Genomic DNA, 21,547 nt, shown 5'->3' on the forward strand with positions numbered 1-21,547 from the left:
TGAATTGGCTGAAAAAGTAAATACCAATGCCCTGAACGGTGAATTTACCTTACAGGAGGGCTTGCAACGTCTATTAAAAGGAACGGCATTAGCGGTCTCGGTTGATGAATCTGGCATGCTCAGTGTAACGACGAATGCCTCCGCGCTGGGGCAAGCTGCTCCCGCACAAGATGAAACCGAACAGGAAGGTGATGAAAATTACGGACTGGAGCGAATTGCGGTAGTTGGAACGCGAAATGCTCCCCGCTCCGTTACCGATTCGTCTGTACCGCTGGACATTGTTAGTGATAAAGGATTCGCCGCACAAGAAAATGGCGATGTGCTGAATATGTTAAGCGTGGTGATCCCTTCATTAAATGTAAACGACCAACCCATAAATGATGCAACCAGCTTAGTCCGGCCCGCAAATCTTCGGGGCATGGCCTCAGATCATACGTTACTGCTGATAAACGGAAAGCGTCGCCATCGCTCGGCCGTCATTACATTTCTTGGCGGCGGTCTATCCGATGGCGCCCAGGGGCCTGACATATCCGTCCTACCAGGCGCAGCGATGAAACAGGTGGAAGTGTTAAGGGATGGAGCCGCGGCGCAATACGGATCAGACGCCATCGCTGGCGTGATTAACTTTGTATTAAAAGATGAGGCCCAGGCAGGGTCTTTTAAAATGAAAACTGGCGAGTATTACGAAGGAGATGGGGAATCGATTCAACTTCAGGCAAACAAGGGATTTAGTCTGGAAAATGGCGGTTTCATTAATATCACCGCGGAATACCGTCAACAGCAACCCACCTCTCGCAGTGTTCAGCGCACTGATGCCAAGCTACTTTATGCCAGTGGTAATGAATTTGTCTCTAATCCAGCACAGACTTGGGGGGCATTAGATGTGAAATATGATTTTAAGGCCGCCATCAATGCACAGCACACGTTAAACGATACAGTTAATTTCTATCTGTTTGGTAATGCTGCCCAGCGTAAAATAAAAGGCGGATTTTATTATCGTCATCCACAATCTCGCGAAGGTGTTTTTGTGGATACTACCCTCACGCACAAACCTAGTCTGCTGATTGCTGATTTAGACGGTTTGAATACAGGGATTGAATGTCCGCAAATTGAGCTATCAGCTGTTAATGTGCTGGAACAGCCTGAATACCGGCTAATTGCTGACAATACCACAGCGCTGGGCGAAAACTGTTTCGCTTTCAACGAATGGTTTCCTGGGGGATTTACTCCGCAGTTTGGCGGCACCATCAAAGATGGCTCGACATTTTTGGGGGTGAAAGGAGAAGTGAATGGCTGGCTGTGGGACGCTAGTGCGGGGGTGGGCTATTCGGGTATCGACTATCGACTTGAGCAAACCGTTAACCCATCGCTTGGTCCAGATTCTCCCACGGCATTTCGACCAGGCGGTGTGAGTCAGATAGAGCGTACCCTGAACTTCGATATCAGCAGGTCAATCGAAACGAATCTGGCCGAAACAGTTAATATCGCCTTTGGCGTAGAGTGGCGCTCTGAATCCTATCATCAACGCGCTGGGGATGAAGCTTCATGGCAAGCGGGACCCTTTGCCTATAATCCTGCATCGGGTTTCACCCAGGGGTTTAGTATAGGGTCAAACGGGTTTCCAGGTTACCAACCCGTTTCTGCGGGGCATTGGACGCGGCATAACTGGGCGATGTATACGGATTCGGAAGTCTTCATAACAGATAAGTGGGAGCTTGGTATTGCCTCGCGCATTGAAAATTTCTCAGATTTCGGAAGCACGTTTGATGGCAAGGTTAGTAGCCGTTTTGAGCTCAACGACGTGCTAGCCATCAGAGGTTCTGCCAGTACGGGGTTTAAAGCGCCGACGGTGGGGCAGAGCAACGTGATAAACGTCACTACAGCGTATTCCGCTAACGGGCTGGAAGATCAGGCCACATTACCCCCAACCAATGCGATTTCACTTCAGGTGGGTGCTACTCCATTAACCCCGGAGGAGTCGTTGAACACCAGTATTGGCATGGTTGCAACGTTTGATGAGCAACTTTATCTTACCCTGGATTATTTCAATATCCGATTAAAAGACAGGATAAGCACCACCTCTGCCATTACGCTCACCCAGGCTGATATTGATACGCTGATTTTACAGGGGTATCCGGAAGCTGAGCGCTACCAAAGTGTAAAGTTCTTCACTAATGACTTTGATACCAATACACAAGGGGTAGATTTAGTCATTCACTATGGATTTGATCTTGAATCAATTAGTAATCAAATGATTTTTGCCTATAACTGGACCCAGACAAAAGTAGAACGGGTCAACGAGTACCCTCGCGAACTTGCCTCGGGCAGTATTGTATACGAGCCCAATTTAACTCCAGCTCGTATTCGCATGCTTGAGGATAACCTGCCAGCTCACCGAGCGAATTTGACGTTTTTACATACCTTTGAAAACTGGGCGATTACGTGGCGAACGAATTATTACAGCAGCTTTTATGAAGATCATCTGGACGCTTCGGCGGGAATGGATATTTATGCAAGCCCAATTGTTACTGTGGATGTTGAGCTAGGATGGCAATTAAATGATCGCATTCATGCTGCTATTGGGGCAAAAAATGTGCTGGACGCGCGTCCTGACGAAAATCCGTATAAGGGAGAGGTGGGAGCGCTATATCCACCCACTGCGCCAAATGGTATGGGGGGGGGCTTTTACTATTTGCAGTTATCTTATAAGTTCGACTAATCTCATCAGCCCACTTCTTTGAACATAGAATCATCTATGATCGTAGAATCAATTACGTCTTGCGCCATTTGGATGCATTTACCGCATTGACTTCCTAGTTCGAGGTGCTCTTTTAATTCGCGAATATTACCCACGCCCTGATTTCTCACCACAGCTGCTATAGATTTATCAGTGATGCCGAAGCACATACAAACGTACATTAAATGATTCCAGTTATTACCTGCTAATGATAATAATTGCTATTACCGATTTTGACAAGCGCTATTTAAGCTCAATAGTGATGCTAAAACCGTTTAAATAGTGTACGTTTTAAGAAATTCCTTGCTGTAATAAAAGTTTAGCTGCTCCACGTGTAAACAAAATTTGCGAGGATATCGCCATCATAGCTTTTGATAAAGCAGCGGGATAGATATATAGCCCTATAAGTGCCCAACGATATGTGATGAACGAAATAATGAGCGGTCGGCCAGCTAAATCGTAATTTATGGTTGTTATTTTAAAAACTGCACCAATAATGAATGCGTAACCTTTCGGGGTTGGGAAAAGTTTCGCATACGAAACTGATCGCATTTACGGAAATCTAAACCGGTAAAAATGTGAATGTCGGTTTCGTGAACAACTCTGAACAAACCATCTACAGTTATATGGAGTGAATTATGAGCGTACTAGTAGGGCGTCCAGCCCCTGATTTTACCGCTGCAGCAGTGTTAGGCAATGGCGAGATTGTTGATTCGTTTACGTTAAGCGAAGCAATTAAAGGCAAAAAAGCGGTTATTTTCTTTTATCCTTTAGACTTCACCTTTGTATGTCCTTCTGAGCTTATTGCTTTTGATAAGCGCTATGAGGAATTCACCAAACGTGGCTGTGAAGTAATTGGTGTATCTATCGATTCTCAGTTTACTCACAATGCGTGGAGAAAAACTCCAATCAATCAAGGTGGCATCGGTGAAGTTAAGTACCCTATGATCGCTGACGTAAAACATGAAATATGTCAGGCATACGATGTTGAGCACCCAGAAGCCGGTGTTGCATTCCGTGGTTCTTTCCTCATTGATGCCGATGGCATGGTTCGCCATCAGGTTGTGAATGATTTGCCCTTAGGACGAAACATTGACGAAATGTTACGCATGGTGGATGCACTTAACTTCCACGAAGAACATGGTGAAGTATGTCCAGCTGGCTGGCAGGAAGGTAAAGCCGGCATGAGTGCTGACCCAGAGGGTGTGGCTAAGTTCTTGTCTGAAGAAGCTGACAAGTTATAAGTTAGCTTTCTAATCCTGAGCCTAGCGGCTCAGGATGCTTTGCTAGCCTGAATTATTTTTCCTCTTCATCCTCTTCCTGAGGCAAAGGCCAGCCGCCAAGGGCTTGATACCGATTCACCATATAGCAAAACAGCTCCGCCGTTTTTTCTGCATCATATAATGCGCTGTGCGCTTCATTCGCATCAAAACTGATATTGGCAGCGCGACACGCTTTGACTAAAACGGTTTGACCCAATGTCAGGCCCGCCAGAGATGTCGTATCAAATGACACAAACGGATGAAAAGGCGTGCGTTTTATTGCACTGCGAGTTATCGCTGCATTCACAAAACTTTGGTCGAAACTTGCATTGTGAGCAACGATAATTGAGCGTTGGCACTCTGCCGCTTTTTGTAGTTTCCGCACTTCTTTACACACGCCTTTCATCGCTTCCGCTTCTGAGACCGCACCGCGCAGGGGGTTCGAAGGATCGATACCATTGAACTCTAATGCCGCAGGTTCAAGATTGGCCCCCTCAAAAGGGTCAACATGAAAATGAATAGTTTTATCAGCACAAAGTTGGCCGGTATCATCCATTTTTAACGTCACCGCGGCAATTTCCAACAGGGCATCTGTACTGGGGTTAAATCCTGCTGTCTCAACATCAATGACAACCGGGAAGTATCCTCTGAAACGCTGGTTCAAGGGCGTGCGCTTAACACTCATTTAGTCACTAGCTCCTTAATAAACGCAAAACTGGTTTAATTTATGCTCTGGTTTAGTTTACTTAAATATGAAGTTGAGAAGGGGTTAGTGCTGATTATCGCAGTTATACGCACGAGTATCCATCCATTCAGATGTTATACTAATTTGAATGGATGGATGAGCAGCTTAGAGATAGTCGCCATAAAGTCTGTCAAGACCCCCTGGGGGAAGTAAGCACAGATGGATGGTCTGGTGAACTCATGACGCATCACGTCGGTTTGGTCCTGTAGCATGCTTCATAGCTGACAGGTTAAAAATTGACAAAATTCTCCAGCTGCGTGAATAGACCTGAACGCTAATCAGTAATAGCTAAAGCTTTCGCGAAATAAGACGATATGATTAATAGAATAAGATGGTGTAAAAAAGATTTCTCATGATTCGAATCGCTTTTGCCTTAACTTTGATTGTCACAACCGCAAGTCATGCGGCTATGCGCCAATATGCAGCAGCAGTGGAAGATTCCAGCTGGCTGATGCAAACCGCTAACAGACTTGAGTGTACACTCAATCACACCGTACCAGGATACGGTGATGCATTGTTTACCAGTATGGCCTCCAAACAGCTCAACATGGAATTTGAGATGGACATGTATTTGCTGCCGAAGAAATTTGATGTCGCCGCCGTGTATTCGATCCCCCCAAAGTGGATGCCTGGGAAAGCACCTAAAATCATTTCTGACATGCAGCTACGCACGCAGTATTCAGGTGATCTGCCAGAAGAAGCCGCCTGGACGATGTTAAGTGAACTTGAAAAAGGCTATTGGCCTACCATTTATTATCAAGATTGGTATAACGCCTACGACCAGATCTCTGTTGCTTTAAATGCGAGTAACTTTACTCCTGCGTATCGTCAATTCGTTCAATGCGTATCTAATTTGCTCCCTTATAGCTTTGAAGACATCGCTTACACTGTGCTCAGCTATGAGAAAAACAGTACCAATCTAACCAAATATTCGCGTAAACGGTTAAGCATGATTGGCGAGTATTTGAAGGAAGACAGTAACTTAGAGCTGGTTTTGCTAGATGGTTATACCGACAGTTACGGTGGTCGCTGGAATAACGAACAGCTGTCTATCCGACGCGCAAATGAAGTAAAAAATTATCTTACCGCGCTAGGTGTAGATGGTGAGCGTATTGAAGTCACCGGACACGGTGAAAAGCATCATATTGCACCCAATGATAACGCCTCATCGCGCGCTATGAACAGAAGGGTGGTAGTGCAGTTAAGCAAATCGTGATTTTGTAATGCTTCTTTGATTTGTTAGGAAATAAGAAAAAATGGCGCATATCGCGCCATTTTTTCTTTTCCGCTACCTGAGCTTTATTGCGGTTTTCACTGGCGGTACATGGTCAGTAAATACCCCGTCCACCTTGAGTAAATATAAAGCGCTAACAGCTTCCTGAAGCGTCATGCCCGGTGGAAGCTGGTCGGCTCTAAGTGTGTAAGGATGAATTAGCAATCCCGCATTTTGCGCCTGCGTTACCCACGTTTGGGGGCTGATCCGGCCTTTACTTAACGCGACCTTATCCAGTAACTGATTGAACGAAGGGCCAATGCCGTCCACCACATTCGCAAGCTCTTTTAGTGAACGCGCCGAATTTAACAAATGAGTATTGTTACTGCCTATCAGTTGAACCAGCTTGCCCTTATAACCCAACTCCTCCCGTATGCGGGTTATCTCTTTAAAATCGAAACATTGCAAAATAATATGATTGTTCTTATTTGGATATCCAAAGGCAGCTAACACATCAAGTGTAATCGCACTGATATCCTTACCTTGCTTGCGATGCCAGGCAGGCGCTTTTATTTCGGGGTATACACCGATGGATGAAGCCGTTAGACGATTGAGTTGAGCAATTAGCTCTAGGTGCTCTGCCAGCGTGGCTATAGTGAATTGAGCTTGTGTGCCTTGGTATCGTTGGGGAAAAACCTGCTTACCCACATGATTGGTTCGCTCGTGCACCTGCAACGTTTTAATTTCAGCTAAGGTAAAATCGATAACATAGTAGCGGCCATCTTCTCTTACCTTCTCAGGAAATTTTTCTGCGACATCTGTCACCGTATCCAGATGAATATCATGTAAAACCACAGGGATGCTATCTTTAGTCAACACCACATCCTGTTCTATATAAGCGGGAAGCTGTGCGTGAGCCAGCGTGGTTGCAGCAAGTGTATGTTCCGGCAAATAGCCTGAGGCGCCGCGATGAGCAATGATATCGAAAGCAAAAACCTGTTTGGACAGAAACAGTAAAACCAGTAGTGTTGTAAAGCGGGATAACATTTTAATTCCTTTTTATTTGAGGCTAAACTGAATTGATGCGTAACCAATTTCGCTCAACTAAGTCTGGAGTAGCCTTTAAGCGTTTTGGCGCATGCGTTCTGCCCAATTATCCGCATATTCTTTTATTCTGCACCCCATTGCAACTAACCGAATGATTTAAGCTCCTACATTAGGAGGAAGATAAAAACTCATAAAATTTTGCCACGCCAGCCTCTAAAAATGAGTCCACCGGGCCGTGTTCTTCTTCTCCGGATAGATAAAGCGCTTCTCTTCCGCTTTCTAGAATCAAACAGGCTTCCTCATCTTCAATGGCGGTTTCCATGTAGGCCTTTTTCTCAGCTTCAAAGTAACCGGGTACTTTTGCATGAAACGCATTGGGGTAATAGAATTCCACATGATTGGTACACTGCCTCGGCCCGTTAGGGTAAATGGTACTGACAACCAACACCTCGGGGTACCATTCAATCATGATGTTGGGGTAGATATAACACCAGATTGCACCATACCTTGGGAGATTGTCGCCAAAACGCTCAACCAGCGCGTCCTGGAAATGCCGGTAATGCGGTGTGGTCGCTTTGAGCAAATCCTCACCTAAGCCCACTTTTTGTACCGAATAGTCCTTGCCGAATTCCCACTCTAGATCGTTGGGTTTTACAAATTGCCTCAGGCCAGGGTGCATGGAAAATACGTGATAATTTTCCAAATAAATTTCGACAAAGGTTTTCCAGTTGAAGTTGTACTGTGTGGTTTCAAGGCCAGCGAAAAAATAATCGTCAAAATTAATGTATGACGTTAAACCTAATGCCTCAAGGTCCATGTCCGGAACACGCCCTCTAAACAGCATTCCATTCCAGGCGTTAAGTGTTTCAGTTTTAAGTTTACCCTCTGGTTTGTTCTCAAAGTGCGGAGCACCTTTCAATGTGCCCAGGTTATCATAGCCCCAACAATGCAGTTTACACACAATACTTCGGGTTCTGCCGCTGCCTTCGAGTAATTTAGCCTGGCGGTGTAAACAGACATTTGATAACAGATCGTACTTGTCGCCCTGGTTAAACAGCACAAATCTGTCATTGAAGTAAGGCAACACCTGATAGCTGAATTTTTCCGGTACCATCAGCGAATGTCCCGCATAACTGAGCCCCTTGGTGAAGGCTAATTCGGTTTCCGCTTTGGCAATTTCAGCATCAAAATAACTTTTAATAGAAGGGTGCTTGAACAAAGACTGGGGCTCCAGGAACAAAAAATCGACGGCTTGAAAAAGAGTAGTATATTAGCATTTTGCTTAATTTTGTCATGCATTCCCGAACGGGATGATGCTTGCTTGCGATAGCGATCTATCAGGCTGAATTATCACCAGCTTTCGCTTCGTTGGTGATGCTTCAGGCCTGATTATATTATTTTGAATATAACCTAACGATGACGACCTAAGAACCCGCCATGCGATTGGCATCAAAAATTTCGATCCAATAGCCATCAGGATCTTTGATGAAAGCCAGATTATTCATTTTTCCATCCTTCAGCCGCTTTTGAAAAGGGACGCCTAGATCCTCAAAACGCTGACATGCGGCTTCTAAATCGGGTACGTGAAAGCCGATATGGCCAAAGCCCCGCGGCTCACTGTTGCCATTGTGATAAGTGATCGACTCAGCGCTATCACCCCAGTTATGCGTTAATTCCAACATTGCCGGGCGGGCAAAAGTCTGCGCGGTACGTTCTTTTTCATTGTCACTGATATCGGAAAAATCATCACCTGCCGCCAGGAAGTAAAGCGTAAATTCCATTTCCGGGAATTCCAGCTTTTTCAGCAACGTCATCCCCATTACGCCAGTGTAAAAATCCAAAGAGCGAACCGGATCAGCGATTCGAAGCATGGTTTGATTGAAAACAAAACCCTGCGTGGCTGGGTCTTTTTCTTCGCACAACCCTTCCGCTTTTTCAAAATGACGAGTCATAACTTTGCCTTTTTTAACTAAGAATGTATTCCAGGTTGAAGGAATAAAAAACGTTTATACGCCATCGTGAGGGCCCTCCATTCATGGAATGCTAGGTTCTTCTGGATAGGACTTTAATAAACCGTGTACAAGTTCTGAAAGTTCTTTTTGAATAGTGATACTATCTTGTGACTCAAGCTTGGCACTTCCTACAGCGCTATAGATAAATTCGCCGCCTTTTATAATATCGATTTGCAGATTTTGATACTGGGTAACTTGGTCGCCTACCGGAACACTGAAAATACTGCCCAAAGATATTCCACTTGAACGCCCGAAGACTCCTGTCCCAAGCCCAATACTCATTGAATTCCCGCTTTCTTTTAGCGCCGTGGAAGGGAAAAAGCTTATTTCTATATCAGCACTTTCTTTTCTGACAGGCGTTAATCCTTTGTTCTGCATGACTGCGGTAATGGTCGACATGATGTGATTTTCAACTGGTACATTGCCCCAATTAAGCGGGGGCTCAACGTAAAATGTCTCAATAGTGGCAAATGTTTCTTCTTCGACCATATTGATTTGTGGTTTGTTCGAGGCGCAGCCCACCATTAAGTCGCTTACCAAAACCACAAGTAGCAATGCCCCTATATCGCGAGAGAATAGGTTTGTTTTTGGCATAGTTTCACCGGGTTAATTCAGACAGGATTTTAACGTATTTACAGGTGGTTCTGGATCGTTTTAACCACTTATATTTTTAAAAGCAAACTCAAGTGTAGGTACTATTTCTATCTCCTCAATGCACAGGCAACTGGAAGGAAAATTTTTTTGCCAGATCCCAATATGCTTACTTACATCTCGGTAATAGTAAAAAGTGAGGGTCCAATGAACCGATACGTTCACCATCATCAATGAATGACAACTTTTCTAAATGTGAAGGTAGGGGCTTAACGACCTCGGTTAGCAGTGCCATAAGGAAGAAAAAGGTATATTTCGGTCTTATTTTCCACCGGTAAGCGCTACGCCGTATTACAACACCCCGTTCCTACCTGCAAAGGAGGGCATTTCACCGAGCCAAATGAGCAATATACACAGCAATCCCCGGGCAAAGGTTTTAATAATGTCTTACATCCATCGCATTCGTAGTACCACTGGCACGCAGTGGTGGGCATGGTTTCAATCTTTTTGAACCCACATTGCGGACAAGTAATTTCAGTTTCTAATAAAAACGTTCGCATGATTGTTCCTTAGCCGGTTTGAGTATATCTACGAAAGACATTGTCACCATCCAGATGATGCCGAAATAAAACACGTTATTGCATCAGTGATATTGCCTCAGAGGGTAAAGCGTGAGCAATACCAGGCTAGGCCCCATTATACTAAATACTCCTCTTTGTACATTTTTATGGCAATTCCCGTTTAAGACGTTTCCTAGAAGAGCTAGAGAGGCAAAAAGAGGTAATAGGATAATTGTCGCTATCCCTCCAAAATGTGAAAGCATACCTAATGCTGAGGCCATTGAACCGAGCGCTTGGAAACACACTGTACAGCTCAAAGCTGCTAAACACACGCCTTGAGCCTACTTTATCAAAAAAAGTATTGATCATAATCTCCTCATCTATCGGTCGTGTTTAGGTAGTATAAACTCCGTACTGGGGTAAGGAGTCAATAATTACTTTAATGAGGTGATATTAGGGCAAGCATGTGGGTTGTGGTTATCTTTACAAGAGTTGTTCATCTTACGAATGACCGATTCCAATCGCTGTAAACTGTAATCTATGCGCGAATTAAATGAAGCTTTTGTATGGCTATTGGCGCAACATCCGCACAATGTCCATCTAATCTCATTAATGAATCAATTTCTTTCGGTGTAAAACCTATTGCTTTTGCTTTTGCTTTTGCTTTTGCTTCGGCGATGAGCTTCAGTTGATCGGTTATTCTATCGTCATAGTGACGATACCAGGCCTGCGGCTCGGGGGGGTAGGCAATAAGGCCGTAACGCTTATAAAAGTGTATTGTTTCGACCCTTATTACCAATTCGTTAGCAAGTTTTCCAATGGTTTTTATCTTAGGTCCAGCGCCTCAGGTAAGCTGTTTTCAACCCACTACAATGGCCATTTAGTAAAGCGATGGCGACCGTAAAGTTCCAACGTGGAGCGTGCAGAGAATTAAACATCGGCACACTCTAATCGAAGACGAGGCATCAACCCCATTGCATTAATGGCCGTTCCGATATTGCAAGATTCTGTTCTGCCGAGACCGCGCCAAGCGGGTTACGATACTGGCGATAAACGTGTTACCGTCGACGTTTCTATTTTCACACCCACCACTATAAAAGATAACACGCTTGCTCTCTAGCTAATCGTCCCAGGCTTACATGATATAAGACCGTACATCCACCGCTTGTCTATTTAAATCGTCGTCTAGCATTTCTTTAAAAATAGCAGTATGACCCTGTCCACCGATAACCAGTACTCGCGTTTCAGGTTGAGCGACTTTTTGGATATTCGCATACATGCGGAAATTCCGGTGCCACCAACTCGCTGCAGCGTCAGCTCCAGCGAAGTTTTCCCCCGCACCCACACTATTGGTCAGTATATACAGACTTTTGTTTAACTGGTCCTGTTCAGGTGAGTTTGACATCATTAACAATTCAGCAAACGTTTTGGTTTTGTGTGCGTGAGCAGTCTGTTCGGTAACCGAGGCAATAAGCTGATCAAATGCTTCTTGGCTAGTTTTATCATTAGCGGACATATGCTCTAACAGTAATGTAGGATCCCAACCGATGTTACTCTCGTTGTAGCACTGGATCGCTGTAGGTTGGGTTAACCCAGAGGCTTTTGCCGTTCTAAAACCCAACTGATGATTTTCGTTAGGAGTTAACGTGAACTGGTTATTTAGGTAAGCGCTATAGTCTGATTGATATTTGGGAGTTAGTTCCAGATCGCATTCGATTAGAATATGCGTAGGACGAAAGCTCGCGAGCCGGCCCACCAAACTTTTTAGATAGCTTTGGTTAGCGTCACTCATGACGTCAATTTGTTCGGATTTAACCACATCCAGCCCAGGATTGGCAAAATGAAACACGCCGAAGACCATTACCTGTGCAGGTTGTGCTGGTACTTTGCTCGCCCCCGCGTTAAAAGCTATACACCACGCAAGTAGTGCTAATAATGCTACGTTTTTGCTTTTATTCATTACTCACCCTTTGTTTTAGTATGCTGTACATTATTACGATTTGAAGGTTCTCAACATTTCTTCGATGTAAGCCTATCATAGGCATTAAATGTCATAATGTTCAATAGTTTGCTTTTATTCTATTCATGGTGCGGCAAATTCTCAATTTGCTCAGGTTTTGGCTGGATTGTGGGATGAGTTTACACTGATGTAAAAAAGAATATGTAATGCAGCGCCTAAATGCACCTCCCTTCTCGGTTTACAAAAAAATGTCAGCTGGTGGGTTAACTGTGTGTAAAAAAGGGAGCGGCAATTGTCAGCGGGTAAACAAAGCCGCCTAACGAATTAGCTAAATGGAACGAATAATTAAGTAGCGCTTGTCTTTTCCCGAATCCATTCTGCAATCGTGTGTAAAACCCCTGGATAAATCGTTTCTTCGATATCATCACTTTCTTCTGGCAAACCCGTTTCGGAGCGCTGAAGCATATGATTCAATGAGGGGAAAATTTTAATGGTAACATCCTCATTATTAGCTTCTTCTAGCGCGTGAGCGATCGCTTCAATTTCTTCAGGGTAGGGTACATTGACATCCCTGTCTCCAGTAATAGCTAATACAGGGCAGGTTACTTTGCGTAAAAAATAGCTGGGTGGATGGCCCTTAAAATCATTGATAAGTAACGGACTGGAATATTCCCCGACGAGAAATTGGACGCGTTCTTTAAATTCTTTTCCTTCCAGTCCTGCTAAGAAGTAGAGCTGATTTCGTGACGCATACAGTATTTGAGTCAGTCTTTTTACAAGATGCTCTCGATCGTTAATTGTCATCACCGCCGAAAAAATCTCTTCGTTCGCAGTGCGTTGTTGTTTGACGAAATCATCAGAATAGCCGGCTATTTTTGCCATCCGTTCTTCAGAAAGTAAAATGTTTTCTGGATAGGAAAGGCCTGGGGCACCCAACAAAATAAGGAAGTCGATATCGTGGTTATCGATTGCAGCCATAGGGGCCACCATTCCCCCTTCGCTGTGTCCTATTAAACCGATGTGGCTAATGCTTAACTCTTTTCTGGATACTAGATAACGAACAGCTCCCGTGGTATCCGAAGCAAAATCATTTAACGTTGCTTGACTGAAGTCTCCCTGAGACTCACCACATCCCCGCTTATCATACCTTAAAACGGCAATTCCATTTCTCGTCAAAAAATCGGCTAATACCAAAAAATATTTGTGTTGATTAACCACATAATCTCGGTTGTAACAACCCGTCCCATGCAATAACACTACCGCAGGTAAAGCGCGATTAATGTTGTCTGGAAAAGTGAGCGTGCCCGCTAAAGTCGTCTCACCATTATCACTGGTAAAGGTAACATTCTCTTTAACATAGGGGGAGAGGCTGATAGGGGTTTGGTGTGCTAATTTTTCGTCGGGCAGAGTGCTACACGAGAAAAGAAAAATCCAGAGCAAACTAGCCGGTGATAAGATGCGTATGCTCATACCACGCTCCCTGTTGAATAAAACTTTAACTCTCACATTCAATTAAACAACGTGCCGCTATTGGGTTATAGCTACTGGGAAAGTCATCAAACAAGTTTCTGAAACATTATGAATAGCCATTAGCATGTGTTCCAAGGCTGTCATTATTTGTTTCACGCCGTGATATATCTTATAGCACAAAAAAAACACTTAACAATCTAGTTATGTCGCTAAGCTAACCCCCGACTTTCTATAAACAGAAATCACAATAGGTTATGTAGATGGTATGACAACCCTCTGCTCATCCTTATTCGTTTGTGAAAGGAGATATTCTGAATTGTTAATTTGAGCGAGGGCCTGTTAGGGTCGAATTGCGGGGCGACGATAGGGAAATAGTACCTTTTAAAGTGGTTTACGCATTCGGTAATAAAAAAAGCACCTCTAAGGTGCTTTCGTCATGAAAATCTAGGTAGTTTACAGGCTGTTAAGTCTGCGTAATGCTAGCCCCATAAGTGCTAACGCAAAAATAGCGAATGATGATGGCTCGGGTACGTTAATTCTCTCCACAATAAAGCTCATTTGATAATCTATACCTTCCACGCACCCTGGAATAAGCCCAATTCCATCTGGGGAGGGGCTAAATGTTTGCGCACACGTTCCGGAAGCGGCAAGCAAACTGCTATATATCCCTTGTTCTCGCGTAAAACTCTCGGCAAAAAATTGGGATGGTGCTATATCAAGATCGAACCCTATTGCACCGGCTTCCAGATTTTCAATGGTGAAGACTTCCGGTTCGATAGAGCTTTCTTCAACAAACCAGTCCGGCGCTTGTTCGCCCCAGGTATTCTGCGCCAAGTAACCGGTGGGGTTGTTAAAATCTAACCGGATCCCCGGTAAGTTTGTCGCCCATCTAATTGATGCGCCAACAAGACGTAACCCTTTTGTTACTTCAATGGTAAAAACATCGCTGCTATCGTGTGGGCTAAAAACTGAACCGAAGAACTCATTAGAACCTTCAACAAGTTTGAATAGTGCTACATCCTCCAGCCCGCCTATAGTGTCATAATCCCCCGCGGGTAAGCGTTCTTCACTCACTATTGAAGCTTCATCGAAGTGACCATTATATTCAGTATTCACTAAGCCGGCCTGCGCGTGAAAAGCTGTTACACAAACTAGCAACGCCGCTAGAGCAATTCTTTTTGTCATTATATACATCCAATGAATGAGTTGTTGTGGTATGAAATGCGTGTCCTCCCCGTGCTCACTTCACATACAAGGAGGAATTATTATTCTTGCCATTAAGCAAATATTATACCTTTTTGCAAATCCTTTAATTTACAGTGGGTTGGGTGAGGTCTCGATGCTGAAATAAATATCAGTGTAAAGATTGTTGACACATGTGTGCGCGCGTTTTTCGGTACATTCATTTATCAACAACCGGTATCGCACAATTTAAGCCTACCCAATTAGAACATTCTGCAAATTACGTAACCGTAATGGAGATTCTCAATCGGAAAATGGGGGATATATTAAACGTTCAGTCCATTCTATCCCCCGGACCGAACAGTATTGAAAGCGATACTTAAAAATTTATGTTGTTGATATCCCCAGGTTAATGAGAATTGGCATATTCATTGGTGAGAGCCTCAATATATGGAGATGGAAAATAATAACCAAAAGCGGCATTCAGTTATCTGTTTATCGCGACTTTGACTATAATTTAAACTATCTCCATAACTTGGAACACTCTTTGTTCCAACATCCTTTAATGTGAGGGTGGTATGAAAAAGTACGCAGGCTTACTGATGATGATCGTCATGCATGGCCTTTTCTTTAACACCGCATTAGCCCAAGCAGGACGAACTGCTTTAGTCCCTCTGCCTTCGATCAATGACTTCACCAGGGGCAACGACGGCTGGGCCGTAGGGTTGGGTCTTGGAGTTGAATACGAAGCTGCTTACGAAGGCTCCGATGAATTCGGTTTTGAAGTCGATCCGGCTGGCGCACTGCAGTGGCGCAACGATGATGATATTTTCTTCTGGGCCGGAGAGGCGCTGGGCTGGCGTGGGCTTCGTGCCGATACGTGGCTATTCGAGGCCGCCGTGGCTTATGATGAAGGGCGTGAAGAAAGTGATTCTGATGATGGTCATCTGGATGGATTGGGCGACAGTGATGAGGGAGCGCAAATTGTGTTACAGGTGCGTCGCGCGTTCAGTGCCGAGTGGCGTTATTGGCTGGATGGTCGAATGGTTGTCGGGGATAGCGGCAGTCTTGGCCTTTTTGGCGTGGGTCACCGCTTCGGTGATCGCTTCGATGGAACCGGATCTGAAATTGCGATTGTAGCGGTCTTTCACGACAGTGACTACGCGAATAAAGATTTTAGCATTAACGCTGCGCAAGCCGCTGCCTCGGGTTTAAATGAGACACATCTAAGTGGCGGATTTCGCTCGATAGGAGTTAATTACAACTATCGCAACTATCTCTCTCATAACTGGCAAATATTCGGCGAGCTGGTCTATGAACGTTATACTGGCGACATCAAGGACAGCCCAATTACACGCAACGACTATGAAGCCGAAGTGGGCATTGGTGTTATCTACGTGTTCTAGCAGCGGGAACCGTAGGTTCAGGCTATGGAATTGCAGGTGGTATCGCCTTGTGAAATTTTCTTTTAATAATCCTTGATACCTTTCCAGACAGTTTCGCTGCTGAGCATTATCGGCCTAGAATTCAGTATTACCTATAAACTTTATGCAATCCCCTTAATACACCTTCAGTATCTTGCCTAGCGCGCTGTCGATACATTATGCGCATGTAAGATAAACCAGGGATTCGCATCGATGCTGAAATCTTATGGCTCGAGATAAAGCTGTTTTTGTTTACCTAAACCTCTTTTCTCAATACCCGCTTTATACGATTTAAAACGCAAATGCCGAGTCTGATACGAGCGGTCGAGAAATTTAAAATATAGCAAATTGCTCAGATACTATGACGTGAACGTAGACTCATAAAAATATCCATCATTAACCATTGACGCAAAAGTTAACGCCCGTGTGACTGCTGTTCACCTACTAGGTCGTTATTTGATCCGCACAGTAGCTTCATGTGGCAACAGGCTAAAACTAATAAACTCAAAGGCTAATCCTGAACTGTCAATAAATTCATAGAAAGCTTTAAATTCATGCTGCTGGTATTCGGGATACCCCAAAAATTCATCAAAAACAATAATGGTCCCCGATTGAATTAAATTGCCCAGACAATCGAAGATGGTTTTTGTTGAACTATAGATATCACAATCGATATGCAGCAGTTTGATGGGCATAGACTGCGTCTTTGCATACTCTGGCAGAGTGTCTTCGAACCACCCTTGATGCAAGGTCACGTGGCTGGCAACGTTTGGTAATTGCCCCCCGGTTGAATAACTTCCCTCTGCTTCATCGGCTTTCCATTTTTCGGGTAGCCCATCGAAACTATCGAAACCGTCAATTGCTCCAGAATATTCAGCGGCTAAAAAATTAATTGAGCGGCCATAGTAAACACCGCATTCTATTACACTCCCATCTAATTTGGCGTGCTTAAGCGCGAGCGACAAGTTTTCTAAAGTCGAGCTGGTTACTTTTATCTTCGGATTTGCGTCTATCTGTTGGGCGATAAAGTCAATTGATAGTCGATGACTTTGCGTTCGAGCGTCTTGTGGCAAGTGGCTTCGTAACGCATTTGCTTGGGTTGAGTGCGTTAGAGTATAAAAGGCATAAAGCGTGATCAAGATATTTGGGTCACTGGGGTTATGCTGAAATGCTCTTTCCACCGTCTTAATTGCCGTTTCATGACGCTGCTCACAAAACTGCAACAGACCGAGATTCACGGCGGCATTGGCAAAACCCGGTTGAGCCATATTAATACGCACCAACAACTGCTTAGCTTTTTCAATCAACCCAAGCATGATATATGCGTTGGCAAGACTCATCGCGTGCATCAGTGACGATTCTTTAGTAAAAGCTGATTCAAACGCCTGTAAGGCTGGTGGATATTCGCCTAGTTTCCACAGGCACCGAGCAATGTTCCACTGAATGTGTGCACTGCTATCATTCATGGACTGATAAAGCGCTAATGCCGCCTGAAAATCTTCATTGTTGTAGAGAGTTTCAGCTTGTCGAATTGGATCTAGCATGTCAATCATATTCCTTGTCGCGAGATAAGTGCAGACTTCGTTACCCACAACAAAGGCGTAAAAACGCCTTAATTCAGTGTGGATGCAGTTAGCTAAGCGAGCTCTGCGAGGCACAGTCCATCATAAACTTGTTGACCCTGGGCGTTCACCCGTTCTTCAATCAATTCATTCTGATGACCAGCTATGTATAAACCATCAACATGGTCATCATCTGCCATACCTTTAGATGCTTCAATATCATAACCGCCTATTGGCCAATGGCCAACGATAATTGCACCTGTAGGTTCAAAGAGATCCCGGATCATACCCTTGGCATCTAACAAGTATTCGGCTTAGTCTTCTAGATTACTTCTGCCAAAAATCGCAATCAGCTTATCCTGAAAATTGATTTCCTTTAATTCAGGGAAAAAGTCATCCCAGTCGCACCGAAATTTGCCGTAATACTACGGTGGAATTCCGAAAATCAACAGCCGCAATTCTGCAATTTACTCTTAACTACTTATCGCAATGGGGCAGAAACTTTTCAGGCCTAGAGGCGGTATTCTAGTTGGCGGGGGGAGTTTGACCGCAAAATATTCCCTAAAATGATTAATGGTGACACTTAATTTGAAGCCAAAAAATTAACCCATTGTTCCGCGTCCCCCGTGTCAATGCCTTCCAACACGTTGATTCGGGTAATGCGAAAATTAATGCAAATTCGGAGTGTGGTAGAATCGAAGAACTTTATATCCGTCAGCTTTCTCGTGATGTGTGTGAAGTAGATACATAGAGAAATCAGTATTGAGGGCACCACATTCCGAAAGCAAACTGAGTTTTATAATGTGGGAAAACCATGAGCGTCGGCCCGTGAGATAACACCCGTAGAGTATTATAAAGTGTCGTTGCTGATCATTTAAAACCGGGTGAAAATCATAATCGTCTCACTCAGGCTCATAGGGATTTCGCTTAGACGCTCAAAAGCATCATAGCTAGTGAGCTGCTTTTGTCATTGAGGGGCGAAACTCTGGCCAAATTTTCGACCTTACAGAATAATCCACCTAATTCCTTCATGCCTTTTTCTTTTGTATCCACATGTTTCTTGGTTGAACGATCGGAGCTTAGTGCAAGCGTTTCGCTCAAATGCTTAAAGCGAGTTCAGGCTACTCAGTCTTTTCCTTAAACACGCATGATTTTTCTATAGTATCTGAACCACAGCGTAGTTTAGGCGCAATACACGTAGTGCGGCCGTGCAAAGTTAGCCAGTGATGAACGTCCACCTTACGCTTAGTAGATACCACTTTAAGCAGTTTTGCTCTACTTGAACAGCGTTTTTATCTATCGCAAGTTTAGTGCGGAAACAGACCCGAAAAATGTGGGGATTTATAACAATGGTAGGCCAGCCGATATATTTTGATGCTAGATGTTGAACCTGGCGCAAGAAATTGAATCTACTCGATGGGGCGCTTTGTGCCGTAAGTGGAACGTCAATGTGAGGATTGTTAGTTCAGGAAGCGGGCTGTCATAAAGTACAATTTGGCCGTAGCATTATAATTTCAAAAGTATGGAAATGGTGCCCCTCAGCGCAATAGCTTATGCAGAGTTCAGATGATTTTGCCAAGTAAACTCTCCAAGCCAGGGCTAAGATAGCAACCATCAATTAGCAACGGCCAGATTAACTAGCTCTTCATAAACTGGAAACGGCCAGATAGAACGGTTGCTAAAAGCTATTACAACCACCCCTAGTTTTGGTATTCGCCAAAAGGTTGAAGTTGATCCCCAACCGGCCCCCCCATGTCCCACAACTGTATAGGTTACTTGATTGTTACTGCTAACTATTTTCCAGCTTGCTAAACCATAGCCGTAGCCGAGCTGATTAAGTCGGCCATAGTGTTCTTCAATCCATGGCTCAAAAATCCGCGCTTTGCCCATTTTGTTCTGTAATGCTAGGGGTAATAATATTTCATTACGTAAGGCAATATCGAGTTTAAGCATATCCCGCGGTGTACTATAAGCATAACCGTCTGAATAATTAGAATGATCAAAGGGCACGTGTAGAAGCTTCGATTCATCTGATTCGTATGAAGTGGCAAATCTTGGAACAACCTCTTTATTTTGCAAACATCCACTTTCGTGCATATTGGCTGGCGCAAATACACGGCTTTTCAACACCTGACAAAATGGTTTACCGGTAACAGACTCAATAACTAAACCTAAAACTACGAATCCGGTGTTGCTGTAATAACTCGAAGTGCCTGGTTTAAACTTTTGTGGTCGTGATGTCATATTCTTAACAATGGTGCGAGGTGGTACGAAGTGGTTGCCATATAGTCGAAGGTATTCTTGATCTGATAAATCGTAAACATGATCGGCAAGGCCTGCGCGATGACTAAGAAGATGCTCTATTGTTATGCTTGGATTTAATCCTAAATTCTCTTCACGCAAATAAAGATTCGCTGGTTTTGCCAGCTCAATATCTCCAGATGCAACAAGCTGATTGATTACTATTGAAGTTAAATATTTAGTAATGGATGCCAACGGATATTTAATATCAGTTGCATTAGGAATACCCCAGGTCGAATTAGCTAAGCCAACACCAGCTTCATAAATAATTTCTCCATTTTTGGCAACCAGTACGGCGCCATGGAACTCACCTTCGTGGTATTTTTCTTGAACGTACTTGGCTATCTGCTGCTGCACATTATCATTTACAGAGTCAGCAAATGCTAAGTTCGCAAGCAATAATACCCAACAACATTTGAATATAATAAGCGTTCGAAATAGCGCACTAGCAGAACAAAAGCTCTGCCTTAAGACAGTACTAGCCGGCATGCATTTTTCCTTTAGCATTGATGATTTTTTGTGCAAAAATAGATTAGGTAAGTCGTAACAACATAGAGCACCATACAACTTGTCTGCTCTATCTAAAAAATGCCTCTAAAGTAACAAATCACTGTTTAAGAATTATTTGATACCTTAAAATTAAAATAGTATGCACTAAAGCCAAAATCCACTATATGTGCAGACATGATGATTTTTATCAGAAACGGTAATAAGTCGTGCATGCCCGAGTTAATCTATTGTCAGCCCCCAAGTTTTATTAAACTTGGGGGCTGATCGTCGAGACAGTTTTCAACCTCTATCGTTGACGTAAATGTTTTGTCTATAGCTCGTTTAATCAAATATTTATTCTAGGTAATTGGCGAGCATTGAGCTAAGACTGTAAACAAATTTCTCCATAATGTCGGTATGGGAGGCTTTCACCAGTACGATTGTGATTTGACCGCGACCTTGGGTGTTCATGCCTATTTGAATCAGCATATGAAAGAGGATACTTAAATTCTGAACTTCTACAAAGTAATGAAAACACGCTGAATATATGTCGCTAGACCGGTATAGGTTGTTTTTGCTATACCTCGCATGATGTGCAATATCCATCGAGATCATTCGATGAATGTCTGCATATTCTTACGGAATCGACTGGCATATTTCGTCAGTAATAATCAACGCGAAATAGGTAAACCCCGTACCCTTTGACAGTCAGCTACTAGTTTGTAGTTCACCTCAGTCTATTCTGGTTTATCTTTAAACTCGCATAAGTCTTCGATCAAACAAGAACCCCAGCGGGGTTTACGCGCAATGCACATATGGTGCCTGTGCAATATTAGCATTGATGCACATCGACCTTAAATTCTGCTGGCACGACTTTACGCAGCTTCTGTTCGCGCTGGTAAACATATTTATCCATTGCCCGCTTAGTATGGTAAGTCACACGATAGCTGTGGGTGCCTACGCCGATAGTAGGCCAGCCAAAAGATAATTAA

Annotated in this window: 17 protein-coding genes and 3 pseudogenes; 4 read left to right on the top strand and 16 right to left on the bottom strand. The window is 43.8% G+C overall.

Annotated elements, in window-relative coordinates; all coding sequences use genetic code 11:
* Positions 1-115 precede the first annotated feature (115 nt).
* A complete protein-coding gene (locus tag OPS25_RS04335) occupies positions 116-2,719 on the top strand; it encodes a TonB-dependent receptor plug domain-containing protein (protein ID WP_407080214.1) in 2,604 nt (867 codons plus the stop codon).
* A 5-nt stretch (positions 2,720-2,724) separates the two neighbouring features.
* Here the strand turns inward: OPS25_RS04335 and OPS25_RS04340 are convergent, their stop codons facing one another.
* Entirely contained in the window at positions 2,725-2,919 is a 195-nt protein-coding gene (locus tag OPS25_RS04340; protein WP_265616429.1) for a (2Fe-2S)-binding protein, read from the bottom strand.
* 456 nt (positions 2,920-3,375) lie between these two features.
* On the opposite strand from OPS25_RS04340, the gene OPS25_RS04345 reads away from it, so the two are divergent.
* Positions 3,376-3,981 carry a peroxiredoxin gene (locus OPS25_RS04345; protein ID WP_265616430.1) on the top strand — a complete coding sequence of 202 codons (606 nt, stop codon included), beginning with the start codon at positions 3,376-3,378 and terminating at the stop codon, positions 3,979-3,981.
* Between the two features lie 52 nt (positions 3,982-4,033).
* Here OPS25_RS04345 and rnt read toward each other — a convergent pair whose 3' ends face one another.
* Positions 4,034-4,684, bottom strand: a complete 651-nt coding sequence (gene rnt / locus OPS25_RS04350; RefSeq protein WP_265616431.1) for a ribonuclease T — start codon at positions 4,682-4,684, stop codon at positions 4,034-4,036.
* A gap of 412 nt (positions 4,685-5,096) precedes the next feature.
* Between rnt and OPS25_RS04355 the strand changes: the two genes are divergently transcribed.
* Entirely contained in the window at positions 5,097-5,960 is an 864-nt protein-coding gene (locus OPS25_RS04355) for a flagellar protein MotY (RefSeq protein ID WP_265616432.1), read from the top strand.
* Between the two features lie 72 nt (positions 5,961-6,032).
* Here the strand turns inward: OPS25_RS04355 and glpQ are convergent, their stop codons facing one another.
* From glpQ to OPS25_RS04400, 9 genes are all read right to left on the bottom strand, one after another.
* Positions 6,033-7,004, bottom strand: coding sequence for a glycerophosphodiester phosphodiesterase (gene glpQ / locus OPS25_RS04360; RefSeq protein WP_265616433.1), 972 nt, complete (start codon positions 7,002-7,004; stop codon positions 6,033-6,035).
* Between the two features lie 169 nt (positions 7,005-7,173).
* Entirely contained in the window at positions 7,174-8,223 is a 1,050-nt protein-coding gene (locus tag OPS25_RS04365) for an aromatic ring-hydroxylating oxygenase subunit alpha (protein WP_265616434.1), read from the bottom strand.
* A 205-nt stretch (positions 8,224-8,428) separates the two neighbouring features.
* The gene (gene gloA / locus OPS25_RS04370) at positions 8,429-8,956 is read right to left on the bottom strand and encodes a lactoylglutathione lyase (RefSeq protein ID WP_265616435.1); all 528 of its coding nucleotides are present in this window, start codon (positions 8,954-8,956) and stop codon (positions 8,429-8,431) included.
* Between the two features lie 81 nt (positions 8,957-9,037).
* Entirely contained in the window at positions 9,038-9,610 is a 573-nt protein-coding gene (locus OPS25_RS04375; RefSeq protein WP_265616436.1) for a DUF4136 domain-containing protein, read from the bottom strand.
* Positions 9,611-9,948: 338 nt separating this feature from the next.
* Entirely contained in the window at positions 9,949-10,167 is a 219-nt protein-coding gene (locus OPS25_RS04380) for a GDCCVxC domain-containing (seleno)protein (RefSeq protein ID WP_265616437.1), read from the bottom strand.
* Positions 10,168-10,705: 538 nt separating this feature from the next.
* Complete coding sequence (locus tag OPS25_RS04385) at positions 10,706-10,996, bottom strand: MerR family transcriptional regulator (protein ID WP_407080215.1); 291 nt, start codon at positions 10,994-10,996, stop codon at positions 10,706-10,708.
* Positions 10,997-11,302: 306 nt separating this feature from the next.
* Entirely contained in the window at positions 11,303-12,127 is an 825-nt protein-coding gene (locus tag OPS25_RS04390; protein ID WP_265616439.1) for a DUF5694 domain-containing protein, read from the bottom strand.
* A 345-nt stretch (positions 12,128-12,472) separates the two neighbouring features.
* On the bottom strand, positions 12,473-13,597 hold the full coding sequence (locus OPS25_RS04395; protein ID WP_265616440.1) for an alpha/beta hydrolase family protein: 1,125 nt from the start codon (positions 13,595-13,597) through the stop codon (positions 12,473-12,475).
* Between the two features lie 453 nt (positions 13,598-14,050).
* Positions 14,051-14,782 (bottom strand): PEP-CTERM sorting domain-containing protein, encoded by a 732-nt coding sequence (locus OPS25_RS04400; RefSeq protein ID WP_265616441.1) that lies wholly within the window; start codon positions 14,780-14,782, stop codon positions 14,051-14,053.
* Positions 14,783-15,357: 575 nt separating this feature from the next.
* Between OPS25_RS04400 and OPS25_RS04405 the strand changes: the two genes are divergently transcribed.
* The gene (locus tag OPS25_RS04405) at positions 15,358-16,185 is read left to right on the top strand and encodes a MipA/OmpV family protein (protein ID WP_265616442.1); all 828 of its coding nucleotides are present in this window, start codon (positions 15,358-15,360) and stop codon (positions 16,183-16,185) included.
* A 470-nt stretch (positions 16,186-16,655) separates the two neighbouring features.
* On the opposite strand, the gene OPS25_RS04410 is transcribed toward OPS25_RS04405, so the two are convergent.
* From OPS25_RS04410 to OPS25_RS04430, 5 genes and pseudogenes are all read right to left on the bottom strand, one after another.
* A complete protein-coding gene (locus OPS25_RS04410; protein WP_265616443.1) occupies positions 16,656-17,747 on the bottom strand; it encodes a class I SAM-dependent methyltransferase in 1,092 nt (363 codons plus the stop codon).
* A gap of 92 nt (positions 17,748-17,839) precedes the next feature.
* Positions 17,840-18,232 (bottom strand): annotated as a pseudogene (locus OPS25_RS04415) (flavodoxin FldA); the annotation flags it as partial.
* A 654-nt stretch (positions 18,233-18,886) separates the two neighbouring features.
* Positions 18,887-19,128, bottom strand: a pseudogene (locus OPS25_RS04420) (endonuclease III); the annotation flags it as partial.
* 251 nt (positions 19,129-19,379) lie between these two features.
* The gene (locus OPS25_RS04425) at positions 19,380-20,555 is read right to left on the bottom strand and encodes a serine hydrolase domain-containing protein (RefSeq protein ID WP_265616444.1); all 1,176 of its coding nucleotides are present in this window, start codon (positions 20,553-20,555) and stop codon (positions 19,380-19,382) included.
* Positions 20,556-21,292: 737 nt separating this feature from the next.
* Positions 21,293-21,540: pseudogene (locus OPS25_RS04430) on the bottom strand (endonuclease III); the annotation flags it as partial.
* Positions 21,541-21,547 lie beyond the last annotated feature (7 nt).

Origin of the sequence: Alteromonas aquimaris (assembly GCF_026183695.1) — a bacterium.
In the GTDB taxonomy this organism is placed as follows: domain Bacteria; phylum Pseudomonadota; class Gammaproteobacteria; order Enterobacterales; family Alteromonadaceae; genus Alteromonas; species Alteromonas aquimaris.

What these genes read in the sequence shown, in the direction of transcription:
- OPS25_RS04335 (WP_407080214.1), top strand. Translation starts at nt 116, where the DNA reads ATGCTCAGTGTAACGACGAATGCCTCCGCGCTGGGGCAAGCTGCTCCC.
- OPS25_RS04340 (WP_265616429.1), bottom strand. Translation starts at nt 2,919, where the DNA reads ATGTACGTTTGTATGTGCTTCGGCATCACTGATAAATCTATAGCAGCT.
- OPS25_RS04345 (WP_265616430.1), top strand. Translation starts at nt 3,376, where the DNA reads ATGAGCGTACTAGTAGGGCGTCCAGCCCCTGATTTTACCGCTGCAGCA.
- rnt (WP_265616431.1), bottom strand. Translation starts at nt 4,684, where the DNA reads ATGAGTGTTAAGCGCACGCCCTTGAACCAGCGTTTCAGAGGATACTTC.
- OPS25_RS04355 (WP_265616432.1), top strand. Translation starts at nt 5,097, where the DNA reads ATGATTCGAATCGCTTTTGCCTTAACTTTGATTGTCACAACCGCAAGT.
- glpQ (WP_265616433.1), bottom strand. Translation starts at nt 7,004, where the DNA reads ATGTTATCCCGCTTTACAACACTACTGGTTTTACTGTTTCTGTCCAAA.
- gloA (WP_265616435.1), bottom strand. Translation starts at nt 8,956, where the DNA reads ATGACTCGTCATTTTGAAAAAGCGGAAGGGTTGTGCGAAGAAAAAGAC.
- OPS25_RS04375 (WP_265616436.1), bottom strand. Translation starts at nt 9,610, where the DNA reads ATGCCAAAAACAAACCTATTCTCTCGCGATATAGGGGCATTGCTACTT.
- OPS25_RS04380 (WP_265616437.1), bottom strand. Translation starts at nt 10,167, where the DNA reads ATGCGAACGTTTTTATTAGAAACTGAAATTACTTGTCCGCAATGTGGG.
- OPS25_RS04390 (WP_265616439.1), bottom strand. Translation starts at nt 12,127, where the DNA reads ATGAATAAAAGCAAAAACGTAGCATTATTAGCACTACTTGCGTGGTGT.
- OPS25_RS04395 (WP_265616440.1), bottom strand. Translation starts at nt 13,597, where the DNA reads ATGAGCATACGCATCTTATCACCGGCTAGTTTGCTCTGGATTTTTCTT.
- OPS25_RS04400 (WP_265616441.1), bottom strand. Translation starts at nt 14,782, where the DNA reads ATGACAAAAAGAATTGCTCTAGCGGCGTTGCTAGTTTGTGTAACAGCT.
- OPS25_RS04405 (WP_265616442.1), top strand. Translation starts at nt 15,358, where the DNA reads ATGAAAAAGTACGCAGGCTTACTGATGATGATCGTCATGCATGGCCTT.
- OPS25_RS04410 (WP_265616443.1), bottom strand. Translation starts at nt 17,747, where the DNA reads ATGCTAGATCCAATTCGACAAGCTGAAACTCTCTACAACAATGAAGAT.
- OPS25_RS04425 (WP_265616444.1), bottom strand. Translation starts at nt 20,555, where the DNA reads ATGCCGGCTAGTACTGTCTTAAGGCAGAGCTTTTGTTCTGCTAGTGCG.